The following is a 17,211-nucleotide window of genomic DNA, read 5'->3' on the forward strand; positions in this document are numbered from 1 at the left end:
CTGGTGTGAATGAATGCAGAAGCAACGGATACTACATTTCTAACCGAAATTAGAGGGGAAGTACATTTCAGTTGTAGATCATAGACAATTTATACTATAATTTACCATATGGAGTCCTTATCCGAACGTATGCCCCCCGTATCCGTTTGAATGAGGACTCTGATTTTATAACTAAAACCAAGGAGGTGGATATGGCCTTAGCCTTTGGAATAAGGAATTCATCCTAATATTCGATAAAGGAGAATGGAAGCGATGAGAAAAATGATATTTTTGAAAGCGCTTAAATTTGTTTTGATGATAACTTTGTTAGTTCCTTTGTATTGGGCAGCTCCATCTGTTCATGCGGCAGAAGAGGAGAATACCTTGATTCTGAGTCATGATTTTGAAGATGGCACGGTCCAGAGCTGGAGCGGACGCGGTGAAGTAGAAACGCTTCATGCAAGCGCCGTTGCAGCGCGTACCGGAGATTATGGACTGGAAGTGAGCGGGCGTGCTATGACATGGCATGGGCCAGCGCTGGATGTGACAGAACTTTTGGAGGTGGGACAGACGTATGTGTTCACTGGCTGGGTGAAGCTTCCGGCGGGAGCGTCCAGCACAAACCTCAATATGTCTTTACAGCGTACCCTGCCAGATACAACACATTATGAAAATTTAACATTCGGTACCGCATCCGCAGGCGGATGGACCAAGCTTACTGCACAGTTTAAAATGCTGGAACCAGCGAATCAGTTATCGGTTTATTTTGAAGTGCCAGACCGTGCCACAGCTTCTTTTTATATGGATGATTTCCGATTGGAGAAGCTGCCAGATCTCGGACCCATTGTGATCGAAGAAGACATTCCTTCCCTACAGGATGCTTTTGCGGGCAAGTTTCGAATTGGGACGGCCTTCACGAACAATGAACTGCTGACCGAACCGGACAAGCAGCTGCTTACGAAGCATTTTGATAGTCTGACACCAGGCAATGTTCTGAAATGGGACAGTACCGAGCCGCAAGAGGGTATGTATAATTTCAGCGGGTCGGATGCCGCAGTTGCTTTTGCAGCAGCGAACGGACAAGAAATACGCGGGCATACCCTCGTTTGGCATACACAAACTCCGGATTGGGTATTTCACGATGCCAACGGCAATCTGGTGAGCAAAACGGTGCTGTATGAACGGATGCAGCAGCATATTGAGACGGTAATGGAGCGTTATCAAGGCCAGATCTACGCTTGGGACGTTGTGAATGAAGTCATTGATGCCTCCGAGCCGGATGGCCTGCGGCGCAGTCTGTGGTACCAGATTGCCGGAGAAGAATATATTGAGAAAGCATTTGAATTCGCCTATGCAGCCGACCCGGATGCCAAGTTGTTTATTAATGACTACAATACCCATGAGCCGGCCAAAAGCCAGGCCCTCTACAATCTGATCACTCGCCTTCAAGCCAAGGGTGTGCCTATTGACGGAGTCGGCCATCAAACACACATCAGCCTCTTTTATCCAACCCTTTCGGAAATTGAGAGTTCCATTGTCAAATTTAAGGCGCTGGGCCTCGAAACACATATTACTGAGCTTGATGTAAGCGTATATTCCAATGATTCGCAATCTTATGATATCTTCCCGGAAGAACTGAAGACACAGCAGGCGGCGCTGTACAAGTCCCTGTTCCAAATCTTCCTGAGGCATACGGACACAGTCAAGAATGTTACCTTGTGGGGCAAGGATGATGCCAATACCTGGCTACGAACCTTCCCGGTCGCCCGCAACAACTGGCCGCTGCTTTTCGACGAGCGACTCCAGTCCAAGCCAGCCTATTGGTCCGTATTAGAGACGGTCCAGGTCGAGACAGTACCAGCCGCTCCGCAGAATCTGACTGCCACTGCGGTTAGCGACAACAGCATCAATCTAAGCTGGAGTGCATCTGCAAGTGCGACCTCCTATACGGTAAACAGGTCGCTGACAGCAGCCGGACCGTATACATCTGTGGCCGCTGTATCGGGAACAAGCTATACGGATATGGCGGTATCTGCTGGAACCACCTACTACTATGTGGTGAATGCGGTTAACAGCGTTGGGAAGAGTGTGAACTCCGTTCAAGCTTCCGCAAAGGTCCAGGGTGGAGGGCCGCCAGAGCCTGCTGGTAATCTGACTCTAGCCTATCGTGCAGGGGATACAAATCTGCTCGATAACCAAATGAAACCGCAGTTTGTTATTTACAATAACGGTACCTCCACAGTTAGCCTGAATGAACTGACAATTCGTTACTGGTATACAGTGGACGGGGAGAAACAACAATCCTTTTTCTGTGATTATGCACAGCTTGGAGGCAGTCAGATCAGCGGCAGCATAGTGAAACTGCCTGCACCTGTTCCTGGAGCGGACCATTATCTGGAACTGAAGTTCGGTACCGGAGCAGGCGTGATCCCGGTCGGAGGAACCTCTGGGGAGATACATACCCGGTTGCACAAAGCAGACTGGTCCAATTACAGCGAAGGGGATGATTATTCCTTTAACCCGCTACAGACTTCTTTTGCCGATTGGACCAAGGTAACTCTTTACCGGAACGGCGAGCTTGTCTGGGGAGTGGAGCCTATATCCTAATTTGCTAAGTCGTTATACCCAGCCTAGCCGGAGATCCCAGATCTCCGGTTTTTTTAATACAATAGAACAAATCTGTGTATCCCTATCCCGTCCCTGGCAACTGGTATCACATATCCATGCGAATGAGCCCGGCCCCGGCCGAAGCGGGGGAACTGATGTTATAATGATCTCAATAATTGCAGGGGGAGCGCTGAGGGGATGACAAAGCCCGACTGGAAGACCTTTTTGCCGCATAAGCTCAGGTATCGGCTGTTTGGTGCGTTTGTGGTGTTGATTCTGCTGCCATTCAGCGTACTTAATGTCTACAACTATGGACAGATCGAATCTCTGGTTGAGCAAAAAATCAGCGAACAGAGCCACGAGCAACTGGTGCAGATGTATGGTTCTCTGGAGGACCAGATGAGTATTGCATTCAAAACCCTGATTTTTCTGGAACAGGATTCAGCCGTAAGAAACGTCCTGACTTCTCCAGACAATCGTTCTCCGCTTGAGAATAAGTCGTTGGTGGAAGAGAAGTTCAAGATGATCAACAACAGCTTTTTTCTATATAATCCTTCCGTGTACTTCACGCTGTTAGATTTTCATGATAGCGTTTACACTTCGTATTTGCCCAAAAAAGCTCTGGCCTATGGCCCTTATCGGGAACAATTTCGCAAGCATCTTGGAGAAATGACCTTCATCAAGGGCAACACTGATTCAAACTCGTTTCCATCAGAAGAGTTGCTCTACCGCTGGGATGCCCGGGATACCAACCATGTCCTGCGGGAGCTATCCTCCAGCCCGTATCTGTTGTCCCTCTATGCGTATATGAAGGACAGTGGCGGCAAAAGGTACGGAATGGCACGGATCAGCATCGATTATTCGTACTGGTTTCAGTCTATGCTGAAGGATTCGCAGAGCAATCAGGAGTATTTCCTGATTACTGGCAATGGGGAAACGATTGCCCGCTCGTCCGAAAAAGCGGTACTTTCCCCAGACGTGACCCGGGAAATTGCACTTCATCCGGCAGAGGCCTATCTGACGGATAATGATTCAGATACGCTGATTAACTACGTATACATCGAGTCACTGGACTGGTACATGGTAAATCGTATTCCACTAGCTGTGTTGTTTACGGAGATATCGGGGCTTAAGCAGCGTTATTTTTTAACGTTTTTTGGCTTCACAGCAGCATTTGTGCTCATGGCCTTTATGATCTCGGCGACGTTCACTCGGCCTTTATCACATCTGCAGAACCAGATGAAGGAGGTTGTACGCAAAAACCTCAAGGTCCGTATCCCTGAAGGCCGCAGCCGTGGGGAAGTGCTGGAACTGACCCGTACGTTCAATACGATGCTGGATGATGCCAATCAGATGATCGCCAGACTCAAGGCGGAAGAACGCCAGAAGGAAGCGGTACATTTTCATATGCTCCTGGCCCAGATGAATCCGCACTTTCTCCTGAATACATTGAATACAATGAAATGGAGTGCGATCCGCAGCGGGAATGAAGAGATCTCCGAGATGTGTGTTTCCTTGGGAAAATTACTGGAGGTCAGCCTGAATTCACAGGTCGAATTGGTATACCTGAAGGATGAGATCGAGTTGGTTCAAGCCTACCTTCATATCCAGCGGATTCGTTACCGCGATAGCTTTGAGGTGACTTGTGAATTTGACGAAAAACTTGAGTATGCGCTCGTGCCCAAGCTGAGCTTGCAGCCACTGGTGGAGAATGCCATTCACCACGGTGTCGGGCCACTGGAGCAACTTGGTCAGATCCGCATCGGAATTTACAGGCAAGACACAGGAAAGCTGATGCTGGAGGTGGCAGACAACGGAATTGGAATGGAGGAATCCCGGCGTCAGCAGATGACCCGCACACGTCCGGGGATCGGCCTGTCTAACCTTAAGGAACGATTGCGATTATTGTTCAAAGGCCAAAGTGAACTTGAAGTGATTGATACCAAGCCGGGGACATTAGTGAGGTTCAGCATTCCTTTTTTATTGTCGACGCCTTACTTACAGAAGCGGTCAGACTAGGGCGTGTCTGAAAACTCCGAAGGAAGCAGATTTTGCTGAATTTTCGTTCCGAGCAAGGAAGTTTTCCGCAGGCGTGCCGAGGCACGTCAAGGGAAAGTGACGAAGCATGGGGCGAAAAGGCGGTAAAAGATGCACTTCGCGAGTTTTGAGGAACGCCCTACGACTGGAGAGGGGAATCTGGCATGTGGAAAGTATTACTTGTAGAGGATGAGGTATTCGTACGAGAGTCGGTGAGAGAGATTATTTCCTGGGAAGAGCTGGGCTTCACGGTCATCGGGGAATCCGGTAATGGGACCGAAGCGCTGGCGATGATTATACAGGATACACCGGATCTGGTACTGACCGATATTGTCATGCCAGGTATGGATGGTCTGGAATTACTCAAACAGACCCGTCAGGCCGGGTTAAAAACCAAGTTTGTCATGCTCACCTGTATGGGGGAGTTCGAATATGTACGCCGTGCAATGGAATACGGGGCTTCCAATTATATTTTGAAACTGTCCATGAGTGTGAATTCACTGCGTGATACACTCCGTAAAGTAAGTGCAGAACTGGGAGCTTCAACTGAAGCCCGGACAGAGACAGGTCATCATGAAGTGCCACCTTCCACACCGGTTCTCACATCAACGCCTGTTCCGCCTGATTCTCTTACGGTCTCTTCTGCGCCCCCGTCTGATACGGATCTTCCATTTACACCTGTTCGTGAGCCGATTGTGAAACATCCGGAGATTAGCAAAATAATTCAGTATATCGGACAGCATTACGACGAGGACATTACCGTCAAATCCATGTCACGATATGTGATGATGGGCGAGAATTACGTGAGTGCTTTGTTCAAAAAGAAAACCGGCCATACCCTGATTCATTACCTGCATGGGGTACGGATGGAGAAAGCGGCTGAATACTTGCGCGAGACTGATCTTCCTGTACAGGAGATTGGTTACCGGGTAGGGTTCGGAAGTGATAATTATTTCATTAAAATATTCAAGCGTTGGACCGGTTGCACGCCCAGCCAGTATCGCCATCGCTCGTGACTCACAGGATGAGTAGAAGGAATATGTGTATCGAGTGCTCAGGCAAGCACAAGTAAATCCGCATTTTTGTTCAATCCGAATCATGGATATGTTTCTTATGAACCCAGCAAGGTCCCTGCTACGATGTAACGGAAGGTACACTTCAATTCAGGGAGGTCATGTGACCAGATGAGAATCAAAAAAGGATTAACCGGGTTAATCGTAGGTGCGCTGATGCTGGGCTTGCTTGCCGGCTGTGTAGGTAAAAATGAGACGAACGGTGGAGATAACGGAGGTGGAGCGGCAGGGGGAAAAGTGAAGCTCACCATGTGGGGCGCGGTGCCGCCCGAGAATGGTCCACAGGAAGTGGTGGATACCTGGAATGCGGAGCATCCTGATATTCAGGTGGAATATGTGCGGTTTGTGAATGATGATGATGGCAACCTGAAGCTGGATACAGCGCTGTCCACCGGGCAGAATGTTGACCTGTATGTCAACTATACCCTCACAAATCTGGATAAACGCATCAAGGGTGGGACAGCACTCGATCTGGGCGAGTTCACCGATTACAACATTGATGAGAAAATGGGTGAAGATGCGGCTTCCTGGAAAGTGGACGGCAAATATTACGGGATGCCAACCAAGAAAAACGCTGCCTTTTTCGCACTAAATATGAAAGCGCTTGATCAGGCCGGACTGAGCGTTCCAACAGCCTGGACTTGGGATGAGGCCCGTGAATATGCACTCAAACTGAAGACGGCTGGCTTCAAGTACGGATTGGTGCAGCATACCGCTTCCTATGTAGATCCGCTCGATTCCGTTCTGGTGAAGAACGGTTATGTTAAGGCAGACGGTACTTCCAACCTCGATGATCCACTCGTTACCAAATGGCTGGAGACGTTGAACGGAATGATGAAGGAGGATGCAACCACCCCTCCGCTCGGAGAGCAGCTGACTTCTAAAATGCCGGTGGAAAACATGTTCCTTGGCGGTGAGTCTGCCATGATCAACATCGGCGAATGGCTGATCCGCACATCAAACAATATGACCGAGTTCCCGCGGGATTGGAAAATCGCCTTTGCCCCTGTACCGAGACTGGCTGCACAAGAAGCAGATATGGTGAAGAGTGGAGGACTTGGTGACTTTATTGCGATCAATTCCAAGTCGAAAAATAAAGAAGCCGCATGGGAGTTCCTGAAATGGTACGCCGATGGGGGAATGATGCCGATGGCTGCGGGTGGACGTCTGCCTTCATCGAATGCCGTTGATCAACAGACTGCGATCGATCATCTGCTGGGCGATTATGCCGATTCTTATGATAAAGAGTCTCTGGAATTTGTGTTGTACGGTGACGAGACACCTACGTTTGTCCGCAGCATTGCGCAGGAAGTGGTCGATCTACGTGCACAGGAGTATGAAAAGTTCTTCCTCGGTAACCAGACTGCCGAAGTAACGGTACAGAACATGGTCAAACGCCATAATGACTGGCTGAAGCAGAATCAATAGGTTGCAAAAGCAATGAGTCCAAAGGCCGTCCCAATGGGGCGGTTTTTTCTATATAAGCAATAGAACAATTCCATGTTATTTCTCTCCCGAAAGGCACTGCCGAAATACATATATCTGTGATATCAGGTACAGGGTTATGTTCCTTAAATGTTAGAGGACATCTTGTTATGCTTAATTCCAGAACAGATGTTAAGGAGTGGGGGAGCATATGCATAAATCCTGGATGAAACGGCAGAGCAGGCTCGGGTATCTGTTTATTGGGCCCAATATGATTGGCGTGCTGTTGTTTTTTATTATACCGGCTGTTTATTCGTTCTATCTCATGTTCACCGATTACAAATTCATGAGCCCGGAGACGAATTTTGTCGGGCTGGACAATATCCGCCGAATGTTGAATGATGATCTGTTTGGCGTGGCGCTGCGAAATACATTTGTATTTCTGTTAGCGGTTCCGGTATCGATGGGGTTGGCATTTATCGTGGCTGTAGCGCTGAACAAGTCCGTGTACTGGCAAAAAACGCTGCGTGCCCTCTATTTCATGCCCTATATCACAAGCGGTGTTGCCATCGCCTTTGTCTGGATGCTGCTGTTCCAGCCAACATCGGGGCCCATTAATGGCTTCTTGCGGGGAATTGGTATTACGAATCCACCCGGCTGGTTATCAACAACTGAATGGTCCATGTATGCGATTGATATCATCTGGATTTGGTTCATGCTGGGTTACAACATGATTATTTATCTGGCCGCTTTGCAGGAAATCCCGGAGGAATTGGTTGAGGCAGCACGGATTGATGGGGCCCGGCCTTGGCAGACCATACGCCAAGTGATTTGGCCTCTTGTGAGTCCAACGACCTTTTTGCTGCTGATTACAGGACTGATTATGACCATCAAAAACTTTGGTATCATTCAAGCGATTACCCAGGGTGGGCCGGGGAACAGTACAACCGTCCTGTCGTTGTTTATCTACCAGAATGCCTTCCGATATTACGAGATGGGCTACGCTGCTGCCATTAGCTGGGCGCTCTTTGCCATCATCATGATCTTCACTGTTTTGCAGTGGCTTGGTCAGAAACGTTGGGTTCACTATTAAGGGGGGAGGGAATCGTTATGGAGAAACAAATTGCCGCGAATGCGAAGCCCACAGCTCCACATTCACCTAAAGTTAGAGTCCGCATGGAGTCCTTGAGCCAGATTCGAAAAATCATACTGACAATTCTGATGTCCGGGTTTGCTTTGCTGATGATTATGCCGTTCATCTGGATGATCAGCACGTCGTTCAAATCTCCTGCGGACGTATTCACCTACCCCATCCAGTGGATACCCTCCAGCCTGAACTGGGAGCATCATATTAAGGTCTGGAGCGGAGCGGATACTTTTGCGACATATTATCTGAACTCGTTGAAAATATCGCTAATTAGCACGATCGGAGCTGTATTTCTCTCGGCTTTTGCAGCCTATGGCTTCGCGCGGATTCAATTCAAAGGTCGGGAGACATTGTTCCTAATCTATCTCTCGATGATGATGGTGCCACCGCAGGTACTCTTTGTACCGAAGTTCCTGATGTTTGAATGGGTCGGCATATATAATACGCATTGGGCATTGATCCTGCCCGGAATGTTCACGATTTTTGGGGTGTTTATGCTGAGGCAATTCTTCCTGTCCGTGCCTTCAGAGATATCGGAAGCGGCGTTCATCGACGGTGCCGGTCACCTGCGTATATTCTTCAGGCTGATTCTACCCTTGGCGAAGCCAGCGCTGGCTACACTGGCCATTATTGATTTCTCCTGGCACTGGAATGACTATGAGAATGCGCTTGTGTTCCTGATCGACAAAGACTTGTACACCGTTCCGCTCGGACTGCAGAACTTTATTCTGGAGAATAATGTGGATTACAACGGCATGATGGCCGCTGCCACGGCAGGCATTATTCCGATGATCATCGTTTTCCTCGTGGGTCAGCATTATATCATTCAGGGCGTGGCCGGAAGTGCCGTGAAGGGCTGAAGCTGCTGTCACTGTGATCCCATATAATAACCCTTTTGCTGAACGAAGAGATTTTCGCGGCAGAAGGGTTTTCTGTTGTAAGGGAGAATTAATCCATGATCTGAGTTTATCCATTGGAGGCGATTCTTTATCGGGATTCATGGGACACATTTAATTGAAGGAAGAGGATGTTGTTGAAGATGAGTATAATCATATTTATTGTTTTTATATTGGTTGGTGTTTCTTCGTTCTTTCTAACCTTTTTTCCTAGTTGGATCTTTTTAAATTTGATTGGAGCAGCCATGGCAGTATTTACACTTGGTATGGGGTTGTTTCATGGCATGAGGCAGATAAAAAACATCGTAAAACGAATATCTTTCAAGTGTTGTTGCATCATTTTTGGTATCGGCTTGATATTACTTTTTGCTCCTAAGATAGTGTCGGGTATCCAGGATATAGGTCCTTATCTCTCCCAAGATTACGAAACAGTAACAGGTAAACCGAACTACATAGGATCCATGGGCAAGAAATGGAGGGAACAAACCATCGAAATAAATCAAATGGAATTGATTAACACTCGGGATATCGCCTGGGAAAATCGAGATAAAACGCTGGAAATAAAGTATCTGCCCAGAACCAAATATGTTATGAGTATTAGAGCAGTTGAGTAATCGATATATTTTCAAATATCTCTAAGTCTAATCTGAACGATCAATATCTTCTCCAATACAATAGTTCAAACTTCGTATATAATTAACAATGACATATGATGCTGTATGACTACATAACTATCGCGAGGTGCACTAGACTTATGCCAACCATCTACGACTTTACCGTAACCAGAACCAGTGGAGAGCGTTTCCCGCTCTATCAATATGAAGGAAAACCTGTGCTCATCGTAAACACGGCAAGTAAATGTAAATATACGCACCAGTTTGATGACATGCAGAAGCTGTATGACCAGTACAAGGATCAAGGACTTCAGATTATTGGTTTCCCGTGTAACCAGTTTGCAGAGCAAGAGCCTGGAAGCAGTTCGGAAGCGGAGTCCTTTTGCCAGATTAACTATGGTGTGAAATTTCCGATGTTCTCCAAACTGGATGTGAATGGAGAAGCGGCGCACCCGCTCTACGACTTTTTGAAAAGATCAGGGCCTTTTGCTGGCTTTGATGAAACAGATATACAGGCCAAATTATTGAAATTAATGGTGGCTGAGAAGGCACCGGAATGGTTACATGGCGATGCAATCAAATGGAATTTCACGAAATTCCTGATTGATGCAGAGGGTCGTGTGGTCAAACGCTTCGAACCTATCGACTCCATCGACGAGATTCAAGAAAGTATTAAACAGATTCTATAATTTCACTTTCATATATCCTACAGGGGCATGATACAAATCGTTTCCCTCTTCCGAACAGGAGGTGCATGAATGTGCCGAGCATGATGCAATTTAGTGCTTCACTGGAGTATAGTTACCGATCCACCAGCATATTTAACCCAGGCAAGTCAGATGGATTCCACTCACATCCACATTATGAGATTTATTATTTTCATGATGGAGAATGTACCTACATCATAGGAGACCGGGTATATAACCTGGAGCCGGGTGATCTGGTGTTAATGCATGGCTTGACCCTTCATCGACCACATCCGAAGCCAGGCAGTGCTTATGAGCGAAGCACACTGCATTTTGATCCGTCTGCAATCCGCAGCAGCCTGCATCCGGACCGTATGGCTGAGGTCCTGAGACCATTTGAAGAACTCAGAAACTGTCGGGTCAATCTGAAGGGGGATAACCGCTCTGAATTCGAAGCTCTCTTGCATGATCTTCATCGTCTGTCTCAAAGTCAGAGCAATTTCAGGCAAGAGCGAATGAATGTCAGACTGTGTGATCTGTTGTATTTTGTAGCAGAGATCTGCCAAGGTGATGTCCAGGAACAACTCCCCTCATCGGAGAGGGAACGGCATGTCCAACACATTATTCGTTATGTGGATACCCATTATATGAAGGACATTGGTCTGGATGATCTGGCACTGGAATTACATCTGTCCAAGCCTTATCTGGCAGGCATGTTCAAGGAAATGACAGGTTTGACGATATTTAAATACCTGTATGACCGCCGTATCAATCAGGCGAAGCTTTTGTTTCAGTTTCAGCCTGAGATCACCGTGACAGAAGCAAGTCGATTGTCCGGTTTCAAGCGCCTTTCGCATTTTAGTCGGATGTTCAAACAAAGTGTGGGATGTTCGCCTGATCTGTACCGTACCCAATTGCATCGCCAATCATAGAAGTCGTCTTTGAGCTGACCAGCTTGTCTGGTTGGCTTTTTTTGTTGGTTTTTGTTTGAGGAATGCATCCCACTGTGTTTAGAGGACACGCAGAACAGGTAAAGAAAGGTAATGAACCCAGAGGAGGCGAATATGAATGAAACAGCGCACACCGGATCAGAATAACAACGATACCCAACAGGAACAATCCCGTGACAATCCTGAACAATATAAGACAGAGCACGAAAGTCTGCTTGACCGACATGAAGAAGAACAGACTGTAGATCCAATTCCGATGGAAGATCTGAATATGGAAGCTCAGGAAGAGAAGAATAAAGATCAGACAAAAAGTAACTCGTCTACTGAAGAGAAATACCGGGCGGATTATCGTAAAAAGACGGGCGAAGGATAATTTCAATTGCTGTGTTGGGCAAACTTGTTGAAATATTTTCGGTGAATGTATATTTAGTGAAAATAAATTAGTTTGTTGACTAATGTATGTTACTATATTATAGTTACTATGTTGGCAATTGAAAAAAAATTTTGGGAGGCGAATAAGAATGACAACTTTTTTTGATGCGTTGAAAAACAGAAGATCTTATTATGGAATCAGCAAGGAATCTACAATTTCGGATGCTAAAATCCAGGAAATCGTAGAAGAAGCGGTGAAATATACACCAACTTCCTTTAACTCACAAACATCCCGTGCCGTTGTATTGCTCGGTGAACAACATGATAAATTGTGGAATCACACAGAAGAAATTTTGCGTGAAGTGGTAGGTAATGAAGAAGCCTTCAAATCCACAGCAGAGAAAATGACTGGATTCCGCAGCGGATATGGTACGGTTCTCTTCTTCGAAGATAACAATGCGATCGCACAGCTTCAACAAAACTTTGCAGCTTATGCAGATAACTTCCCAATCTGGGCTAACCAATCCAACGGCATGTTGCAACTGGTAATCTGGACTGCTCTGGAACAAGAAGGTCTGGGTGCATCTTTGCAGCACTACAACCCGTTGATTGACGAGAAAGTGAAGCAAGAATGGAACATTCCTGAGAACTGGAGATTGATCGCTCAGATGCCATTTGGTAAACCAACGGCAGCACCGGGTGAGAAAGAATTCCAACCAATTGAAGAGCGCGTAAAAGTACACAAGTAAGCTTCGCATTTCCCAACATTTAACCACATACGGCCTCGCTTCAATTTGATACGATGATAGTTGATCGTAATCCAATGAAGCGAGGCTTTTTGATGTGAATAATAGATTAAAAGACATAACGAACCAACGGATATGGAAAATGGCTTTGTGCGGGTTATTAACACTTGGATCGGTGGCTGGATACAGCTCTACCGTTCAGGCCGCAACCGTGCAGCAACAGTTTCAGGATACGCGTACCAGTTATGCCAAGGATGCCATTACACATCTGGTGGCAAAAGGCATTGCTGCCGGTACGTCAGAGACTACGTTTGAACCGAAGAAAGCCGTTACTCGTGCAGAATTTGCGACGTTTGCTGTGAGATTACTAGGTTTGAATCCCGTTAAAAATAATATTAATCCCTATCAGGATATAAGCATGAATGCTTGGTATTACGGCAATGTTGCCGCCATGACGAATCTTTTTATTCTGGAGGGTAAGGGTCAGGGAACGTTCCAGCCTAATGCTTCCATTACGCGTGAAGAAGCGGCTGCACTTCTTGTGCGAATGTTAAAACAACAACCCGTAGAGACCTCGCTCTTATCTTCAACGTATTTCGACGCAGCAGATATCTCGGACTGGGCACGTCCTTATGTTCAGACGGTATATCAACTTGGACTAATGCGGGGAAGCGGAGGCGTGTTTCGACCACATGACCAGGTAACGCGAGAAGAAGCAGCCGTAATGCTCGATGCCATTTTACAAAAGAAAACATGGTCTGAGCAGTTACAACGTGGGGATGAACTTGGCGTTCAGCTGGGCTGGCAATATAACTCCACTACAACTGAATTCAAGAAACAAGTGGAACAGTCTGAAGTGAATACGCTTGTCCCACGCTGGTTTTTCCTGAACAACAGTATGAAAGTAACAGATCACGCGGACCCTGCATTGATCTCCTGGGCATCCGCCACCGACAGGCAGCTATGGCCATTACTTGGGAATCGTTCCGATTCGGCACTTACCCATCAGATGTTATCCAGCTCAGCCAACCGAGCGGCAGTGATCTCACAGGTAGCCGCTTATGTCAAAACCTATAAACTGGACGGCATTAATGTGGACTTCGAGAATGTTGATCCTGTGGATCGTGAAGGGCTGACGGCATTTGTGACCTCTTTGACGGCTACGTTGCACGCACTCGGTGCTGTGGTGTCCGTGGACGTTTCGCCCGACCTGGGTACTGATTGGACGGATGCATTTGATTATGCCAAACTGGGCGCTGTATCGGATTATATGGTGCTGATGGGATACGAGGAACACTGGAACGGTGATCCGAAAGCAGGATCAGTGGCTTCTCTTCCATGGGTGGAAAAGGCTTTGGATACCATGCTCTCCGAGGTGGTACGTGCCAAAACAATTTTGGCCCTTCCGTTGTATACACGGGACTGGTCTTCCGTGAATCCGGCAACCAGCTCTTGGGACATCACACTTTCAGAACAGGGAGCGCGTGCGCATACCACGGGATCTGTAAGACGATGGGATGCAAGTCTGGTTCAATATATTATCGGGTACAACAGTAATGGTAAGCCAAGATATATATGGGCAGAGGACAGTCGTTCTTTATCGGCCAAAGTGTTAATGAGTGAGCAACGGCAAATCGCTGGACTGGCTTACTGGTATATGGGCGGCGAAACAGCGGATGTATGGAACGCCATCTCGAATGCATCGCGATTTGAATCTTATAACTTCTAAGAAATCATAAATCTTATAGGCCCAGACTCACCGTGATTCCTACGGATGGTTTGGGCCTGTTTATTTTGGTATAAGATAAGGAATATGAGGAATCGTTTAAGCTTGGCTGAACGGTTTAATGTATATAAGGACAAACTGTTTAATTAAATTAGATAAATGGAAGTTCAGGAGGAGAAGGAGCATGCGAGAGGTTGATTGCATAATTGTAGGTGGAGGGCTCGCAGGGCTTCAGGCAGCCATTCAGCTTGGACGTTATTCAGCTCATCAGGTGTTGGTAATCGACGCGGGAGAAGGCAGATCGACGTTGTGCCGGACTTATCATAATATCCTCGGTTTCCCCGATGGGGTATCCGGTGAAGAGCTTAGAGAACGAGGCAGGATGCAGGCAGAGCAGACCGGTGTATCTTTTGAGAAAGACCGTATCATTAAAGCGGAACGTAAGGGAGAACATATTCAATTATTCGGTACTTCCGGATCTGAATATAGGAGCAAAACCGTGTTATTGGCAACGGGGCTCACGGATAGAGTTCCGGACATTCCGGGTCTAACCCCTACGCTGGGCCGAACAGTGTATGTCTGCCCTGATTGCGATGGTTATGAGATTCAGGATCAACGTACGGTACTATTGGGATCTGGCGAACCAGGTGCCAATATGGCGATGATTTTAATTCAGCGTACGAATGATCTGTTATATATCAATCATGAGCAGGCTCCCATATCTGCAGAGCTGCATCGGAGCATGAAAGAGGCGGGAGTTCGTTATCTGGAAGCGGCTGTTCAGGAAGTACAACAGATTGAGGATGGCCATATCACCGGTGTTCTGACCGAAGATGGACAGATCTTTGAGTCGGAGCGTGGTTTTATCGCTTTTGGAGGCAATCGGGTGCACTATGAATTGGCAGAGCAGCTGGGAGCTGTAATCGCAGATAATAAACATGTGGAAGCCGATCCGCGCAGCTTGCAGGCAGCGACTAATGTGTGGATTGCCGGGGATCTGGGCCTGCACGCAGAACAAGCAACCGTTGCGATGGGTGAAGGTTCCATTGCCGCGATCTGGATTCATAAGGCGTTACAGCAGATGACCAAGGATTCACGATGAATTTCACCTCCAACTATGAGGTTGATTATTCCATTGCTCATTACCAAAAAAGTCCTCCCAAGCCATGCATGTGGCAGGAGGACTTTTTGAGCTATCTTTTGCTAGGGAGAAGAGGATTACGCTTATTTGTCTGATGGATCCTTTGACTTGGAAGAAGACGTCTTGTCCTTCGAGTTATGTGAGAAATCTTTGCGAATGTTGTCCACGATATCACCAACCACGCCTTCGATCATATCGGTTGGTCCGGGATTGTTTTTGTCTGGATGGATAACGGTATTCACTCCTGGTTCAAGTTCATCGTTTGTCTTCTCATGTTTGGTTTTATCACGCATGGGAAATCCCTCCTGGTTCGATATTGTATAAGGTGTTCATTAACATATCCAAACACCGTTACGTATATGTAAACGATTAACCGCTGTAGTTCTTTTGAAACGTGTACTTGCTCATATATAGAAGATATATACAGAATTGAACGTACTGATTAAACTTCTGCAATACGTTTATATTATAGATAACCAATGAGTATTAAGTTTAAAGCTTCAAACCAATAAACAACTATTATGCAGGAGGTTATTCAGATGAATGAAGAAAATCATGTAATCCATAAAGATGGCCAAGTATCAACTGACAAGGTGGACAATGCAATTGAGAAGATTGCGCCGGAAGAAAGAGAACAGATTTTACAGAACTTTGATGCATTCAAAGAATACCTGGGTAAACGAATTGCGATGGGTGAGTCGATCGGATTAAGCGAAGAGCAGTTGGCCAAAATTGCCGAGAAAGTAGCGGATTATCTGGCAGCTCGGGAGGAACCCCGTAATCGTGAAGAAAAACTGCTGCAGGAGTTGTGGAATGTCGGCAAGGAAGATGAACGTCACATGTTGGCTCATATGCTCGTTCGTTTGGCACAAAGCTCCACACCCAATCATTAAGATTAGTAAGTTAATAACCTCTGAATGGCGATGCCTTCAGGGGTTATTGCCGTTTACGGAGACTACAGACAGGAGTGATGACGCACATTGTAACTATTTTTAATCTGGCTGATACTTTTATAATCCCTGTTCCAAGTATGATAGGAAAAGAAAGAACGTTGGAATCGATAGTTCACATGAGCGTTTGAGAAGCAAGACTTCCGGTTAAGGAATAGTAACGTTCATATTAAGGAGAGATGTTACCTATGAAGAACGCGACAAAACAATGGAAACTAGGAATGATCGGTGCAGTTGTTGCTTTACTTGGCATGATTGTGCTGACTACATATTTACTTACCCCTGCGAATGCTCAAGGTAGTACGGACGCTCAACAACCTTCTGCGAAAGAAGCTCAAGTTGCAAACTCCGAGATGTTTACAGCCTATGTTGAAGGTATGCATATAGAAGACGGCAAATTGTTTATGACAGTGGACAAGATTGGCTGGTATCAGGGTGAAGAAGCTGATGCGATTTTTGCACAGCGCAATCCGGAAGCAGGTATAGACGGTGCTCCAGATGGTTACTATATTGTCAATGACAGCAAAGAGCAGGAACAAGTTGAGGTTAGTGCCGATGCTGAAGTATTGATGCAGTTGTATGATCGGGATGGTACGATGCAGGGTGCAGATATTCAGTGGAATGAACCTGTGACATTATCCAAGTTCGAATCTTTGTATGAGAATACCCGTATTCTTGATCTATCCGTATTCCCGTATCACCTGACGGTGCAGGACGGAAAAGTTACTAAAATTGTGCAACAATACATCCCATAAAATAAGATGAAATTCATCATCAAGCATTCCTCCTGTTCATTGGAACGGTGAGGGATGCTTTTTGGTTATGACAAATTCATGAAAGCGATTGTAATTAATGGTAGGTA

16 protein-coding genes are annotated in these 17,211 nt (G+C 46.5%); 15 read left to right on the forward strand and 1 reads right to left on the reverse strand.

Going from position 1 to position 17,211, the window contains the following annotated elements; genetic code table 11:
* Nucleotides 1–252: 252 nt before the first annotated feature.
* From EL84_RS18405 to EL84_RS18465, 13 genes are all read left to right on the forward strand, one after another.
* The gene (locus EL84_RS18405; RefSeq protein WP_053061526.1) at nucleotides 253–2,586 is read left to right on the forward strand and encodes an endo-1,4-beta-xylanase; all 2,334 of its coding nucleotides are present in this window, start codon (nucleotides 253–255) and stop codon (nucleotides 2,584–2,586) included.
* A gap of 198 nt (nucleotides 2,587–2,784) precedes the next feature.
* Nucleotides 2,785–4,605: a sensor histidine kinase gene (locus EL84_RS18410; protein ID WP_047842604.1), complete on the forward strand. Its 1,821-nt coding sequence runs from the start codon at nucleotides 2,785–2,787 to the stop codon at nucleotides 4,603–4,605.
* Nucleotides 4,606–4,787: 182 nt separating this feature from the next.
* On the forward strand, nucleotides 4,788–5,639 hold the full coding sequence (locus tag EL84_RS18415) for a response regulator transcription factor (protein WP_047842605.1): 852 nt from the start codon (nucleotides 4,788–4,790) through the stop codon (nucleotides 5,637–5,639).
* A gap of 168 nt (nucleotides 5,640–5,807) precedes the next feature.
* Nucleotides 5,808–7,124, forward strand: coding sequence for an ABC transporter substrate-binding protein (locus tag EL84_RS18420; RefSeq protein ID WP_047842606.1), 1,317 nt, complete (start codon nucleotides 5,808–5,810; stop codon nucleotides 7,122–7,124).
* A 208-nt stretch (nucleotides 7,125–7,332) separates the two neighbouring features.
* Nucleotides 7,333–8,214 (forward strand): carbohydrate ABC transporter permease, encoded by an 882-nt coding sequence (locus EL84_RS18425; protein ID WP_036670532.1) that lies wholly within the window; start codon nucleotides 7,333–7,335, stop codon nucleotides 8,212–8,214.
* Between the two features lie 17 nt (nucleotides 8,215–8,231).
* Entirely contained in the window at nucleotides 8,232–9,128 is an 897-nt protein-coding gene (locus EL84_RS18430) for a carbohydrate ABC transporter permease (protein ID WP_235431547.1), read from the forward strand.
* A gap of 179 nt (nucleotides 9,129–9,307) precedes the next feature.
* Nucleotides 9,308–9,778, forward strand: a complete 471-nt coding sequence (locus EL84_RS18435; RefSeq protein WP_047842607.1) for a hypothetical protein — start codon at nucleotides 9,308–9,310, stop codon at nucleotides 9,776–9,778.
* A 140-nt stretch (nucleotides 9,779–9,918) separates the two neighbouring features.
* Nucleotides 9,919–10,467 (forward strand): glutathione peroxidase, encoded by a 549-nt coding sequence (locus EL84_RS18440; protein ID WP_047842608.1) that lies wholly within the window; start codon nucleotides 9,919–9,921, stop codon nucleotides 10,465–10,467.
* 65 nt (nucleotides 10,468–10,532) lie between these two features.
* Nucleotides 10,533–11,396: an AraC family transcriptional regulator gene (locus tag EL84_RS18445; RefSeq protein WP_047842609.1), complete on the forward strand. Its 864-nt coding sequence runs from the start codon at nucleotides 10,533–10,535 to the stop codon at nucleotides 11,394–11,396.
* A 136-nt stretch (nucleotides 11,397–11,532) separates the two neighbouring features.
* On the forward strand, nucleotides 11,533–11,787 hold the full coding sequence (locus EL84_RS18450) for a hypothetical protein (protein WP_036609033.1): 255 nt from the start codon (nucleotides 11,533–11,535) through the stop codon (nucleotides 11,785–11,787).
* Between the two features lie 148 nt (nucleotides 11,788–11,935).
* On the forward strand, nucleotides 11,936–12,535 hold the full coding sequence (locus EL84_RS18455; protein ID WP_036670536.1) for a nitroreductase family protein: 600 nt from the start codon (nucleotides 11,936–11,938) through the stop codon (nucleotides 12,533–12,535).
* Between the two features lie 94 nt (nucleotides 12,536–12,629).
* Nucleotides 12,630–14,261, forward strand: coding sequence for an S-layer homology domain-containing protein (locus tag EL84_RS18460; protein WP_235431548.1), 1,632 nt, complete (start codon nucleotides 12,630–12,632; stop codon nucleotides 14,259–14,261).
* Between the two features lie 181 nt (nucleotides 14,262–14,442).
* Complete coding sequence (locus tag EL84_RS18465) at nucleotides 14,443–15,360, forward strand: NAD(P)/FAD-dependent oxidoreductase (RefSeq protein ID WP_047842611.1); 918 nt, start codon at nucleotides 14,443–14,445, stop codon at nucleotides 15,358–15,360.
* A gap of 122 nt (nucleotides 15,361–15,482) precedes the next feature.
* On the opposite strand, the gene EL84_RS18470 is transcribed toward EL84_RS18465, so the two are convergent.
* The gene (locus EL84_RS18470; protein ID WP_047842612.1) at nucleotides 15,483–15,692 is read right to left on the reverse strand and encodes a hypothetical protein; all 210 of its coding nucleotides are present in this window, start codon (nucleotides 15,690–15,692) and stop codon (nucleotides 15,483–15,485) included.
* 246 nt (nucleotides 15,693–15,938) lie between these two features.
* On the opposite strand from EL84_RS18470, the gene EL84_RS18475 reads away from it, so the two are divergent.
* Together EL84_RS18475 and EL84_RS18480 are read left to right on the forward strand one after the other, a co-directional pair.
* Entirely contained in the window at nucleotides 15,939–16,292 is a 354-nt protein-coding gene (locus tag EL84_RS18475; protein ID WP_047842613.1) for a DUF3243 domain-containing protein, read from the forward strand.
* A 245-nt stretch (nucleotides 16,293–16,537) separates the two neighbouring features.
* Nucleotides 16,538–17,104 carry a hypothetical protein gene (locus EL84_RS18480; RefSeq protein ID WP_047842614.1) on the forward strand — a complete coding sequence of 189 codons (567 nt, stop codon included), beginning with the start codon at nucleotides 16,538–16,540 and terminating at the stop codon, nucleotides 17,102–17,104.
* Nucleotides 17,105–17,211: the final 107 nt, after the last annotated feature.

The sequence above is a fragment of the Paenibacillus sp. VT-400 genome, from assembly GCF_001029205.1.
GTDB lineage: Bacteria > Bacillota > Bacilli > Paenibacillales > Paenibacillaceae > Paenibacillus > Paenibacillus amylolyticus.

Coding starts and splice junctions, on each gene's coding strand:
- EL84_RS18405 (WP_053061526.1), top strand. CDS start 253: ATGAGAAAAATGATATTTTTGAAAGCGCTTAAATTTGTTTTGATGATA.
- EL84_RS18410 (WP_047842604.1), top strand. CDS start 2,785: ATGACAAAGCCCGACTGGAAGACCTTTTTGCCGCATAAGCTCAGGTAT.
- EL84_RS18415 (WP_047842605.1), top strand. CDS start 4,788: ATGTGGAAAGTATTACTTGTAGAGGATGAGGTATTCGTACGAGAGTCG.
- EL84_RS18420 (WP_047842606.1), top strand. CDS start 5,808: ATGAGAATCAAAAAAGGATTAACCGGGTTAATCGTAGGTGCGCTGATG.
- EL84_RS18425 (WP_036670532.1), top strand. CDS start 7,333: ATGCATAAATCCTGGATGAAACGGCAGAGCAGGCTCGGGTATCTGTTT.
- EL84_RS18430 (WP_235431547.1), top strand. CDS start 8,232: ATGGAGAAACAAATTGCCGCGAATGCGAAGCCCACAGCTCCACATTCA.
- EL84_RS18435 (WP_047842607.1), top strand. CDS start 9,308: ATGAGTATAATCATATTTATTGTTTTTATATTGGTTGGTGTTTCTTCG.
- EL84_RS18440 (WP_047842608.1), top strand. CDS start 9,919: ATGCCAACCATCTACGACTTTACCGTAACCAGAACCAGTGGAGAGCGT.
- EL84_RS18445 (WP_047842609.1), top strand. CDS start 10,533: ATGAATGTGCCGAGCATGATGCAATTTAGTGCTTCACTGGAGTATAGT.
- EL84_RS18450 (WP_036609033.1), top strand. CDS start 11,533: ATGAAACAGCGCACACCGGATCAGAATAACAACGATACCCAACAGGAA.
- EL84_RS18455 (WP_036670536.1), top strand. CDS start 11,936: ATGACAACTTTTTTTGATGCGTTGAAAAACAGAAGATCTTATTATGGA.
- EL84_RS18465 (WP_047842611.1), top strand. CDS start 14,443: ATGCGAGAGGTTGATTGCATAATTGTAGGTGGAGGGCTCGCAGGGCTT.
- EL84_RS18470 (WP_047842612.1), bottom strand. CDS start 15,692: ATGCGTGATAAAACCAAACATGAGAAGACAAACGATGAACTTGAACCA.
- EL84_RS18475 (WP_047842613.1), top strand. CDS start 15,939: ATGAATGAAGAAAATCATGTAATCCATAAAGATGGCCAAGTATCAACT.
- EL84_RS18480 (WP_047842614.1), top strand. CDS start 16,538: ATGAAGAACGCGACAAAACAATGGAAACTAGGAATGATCGGTGCAGTT.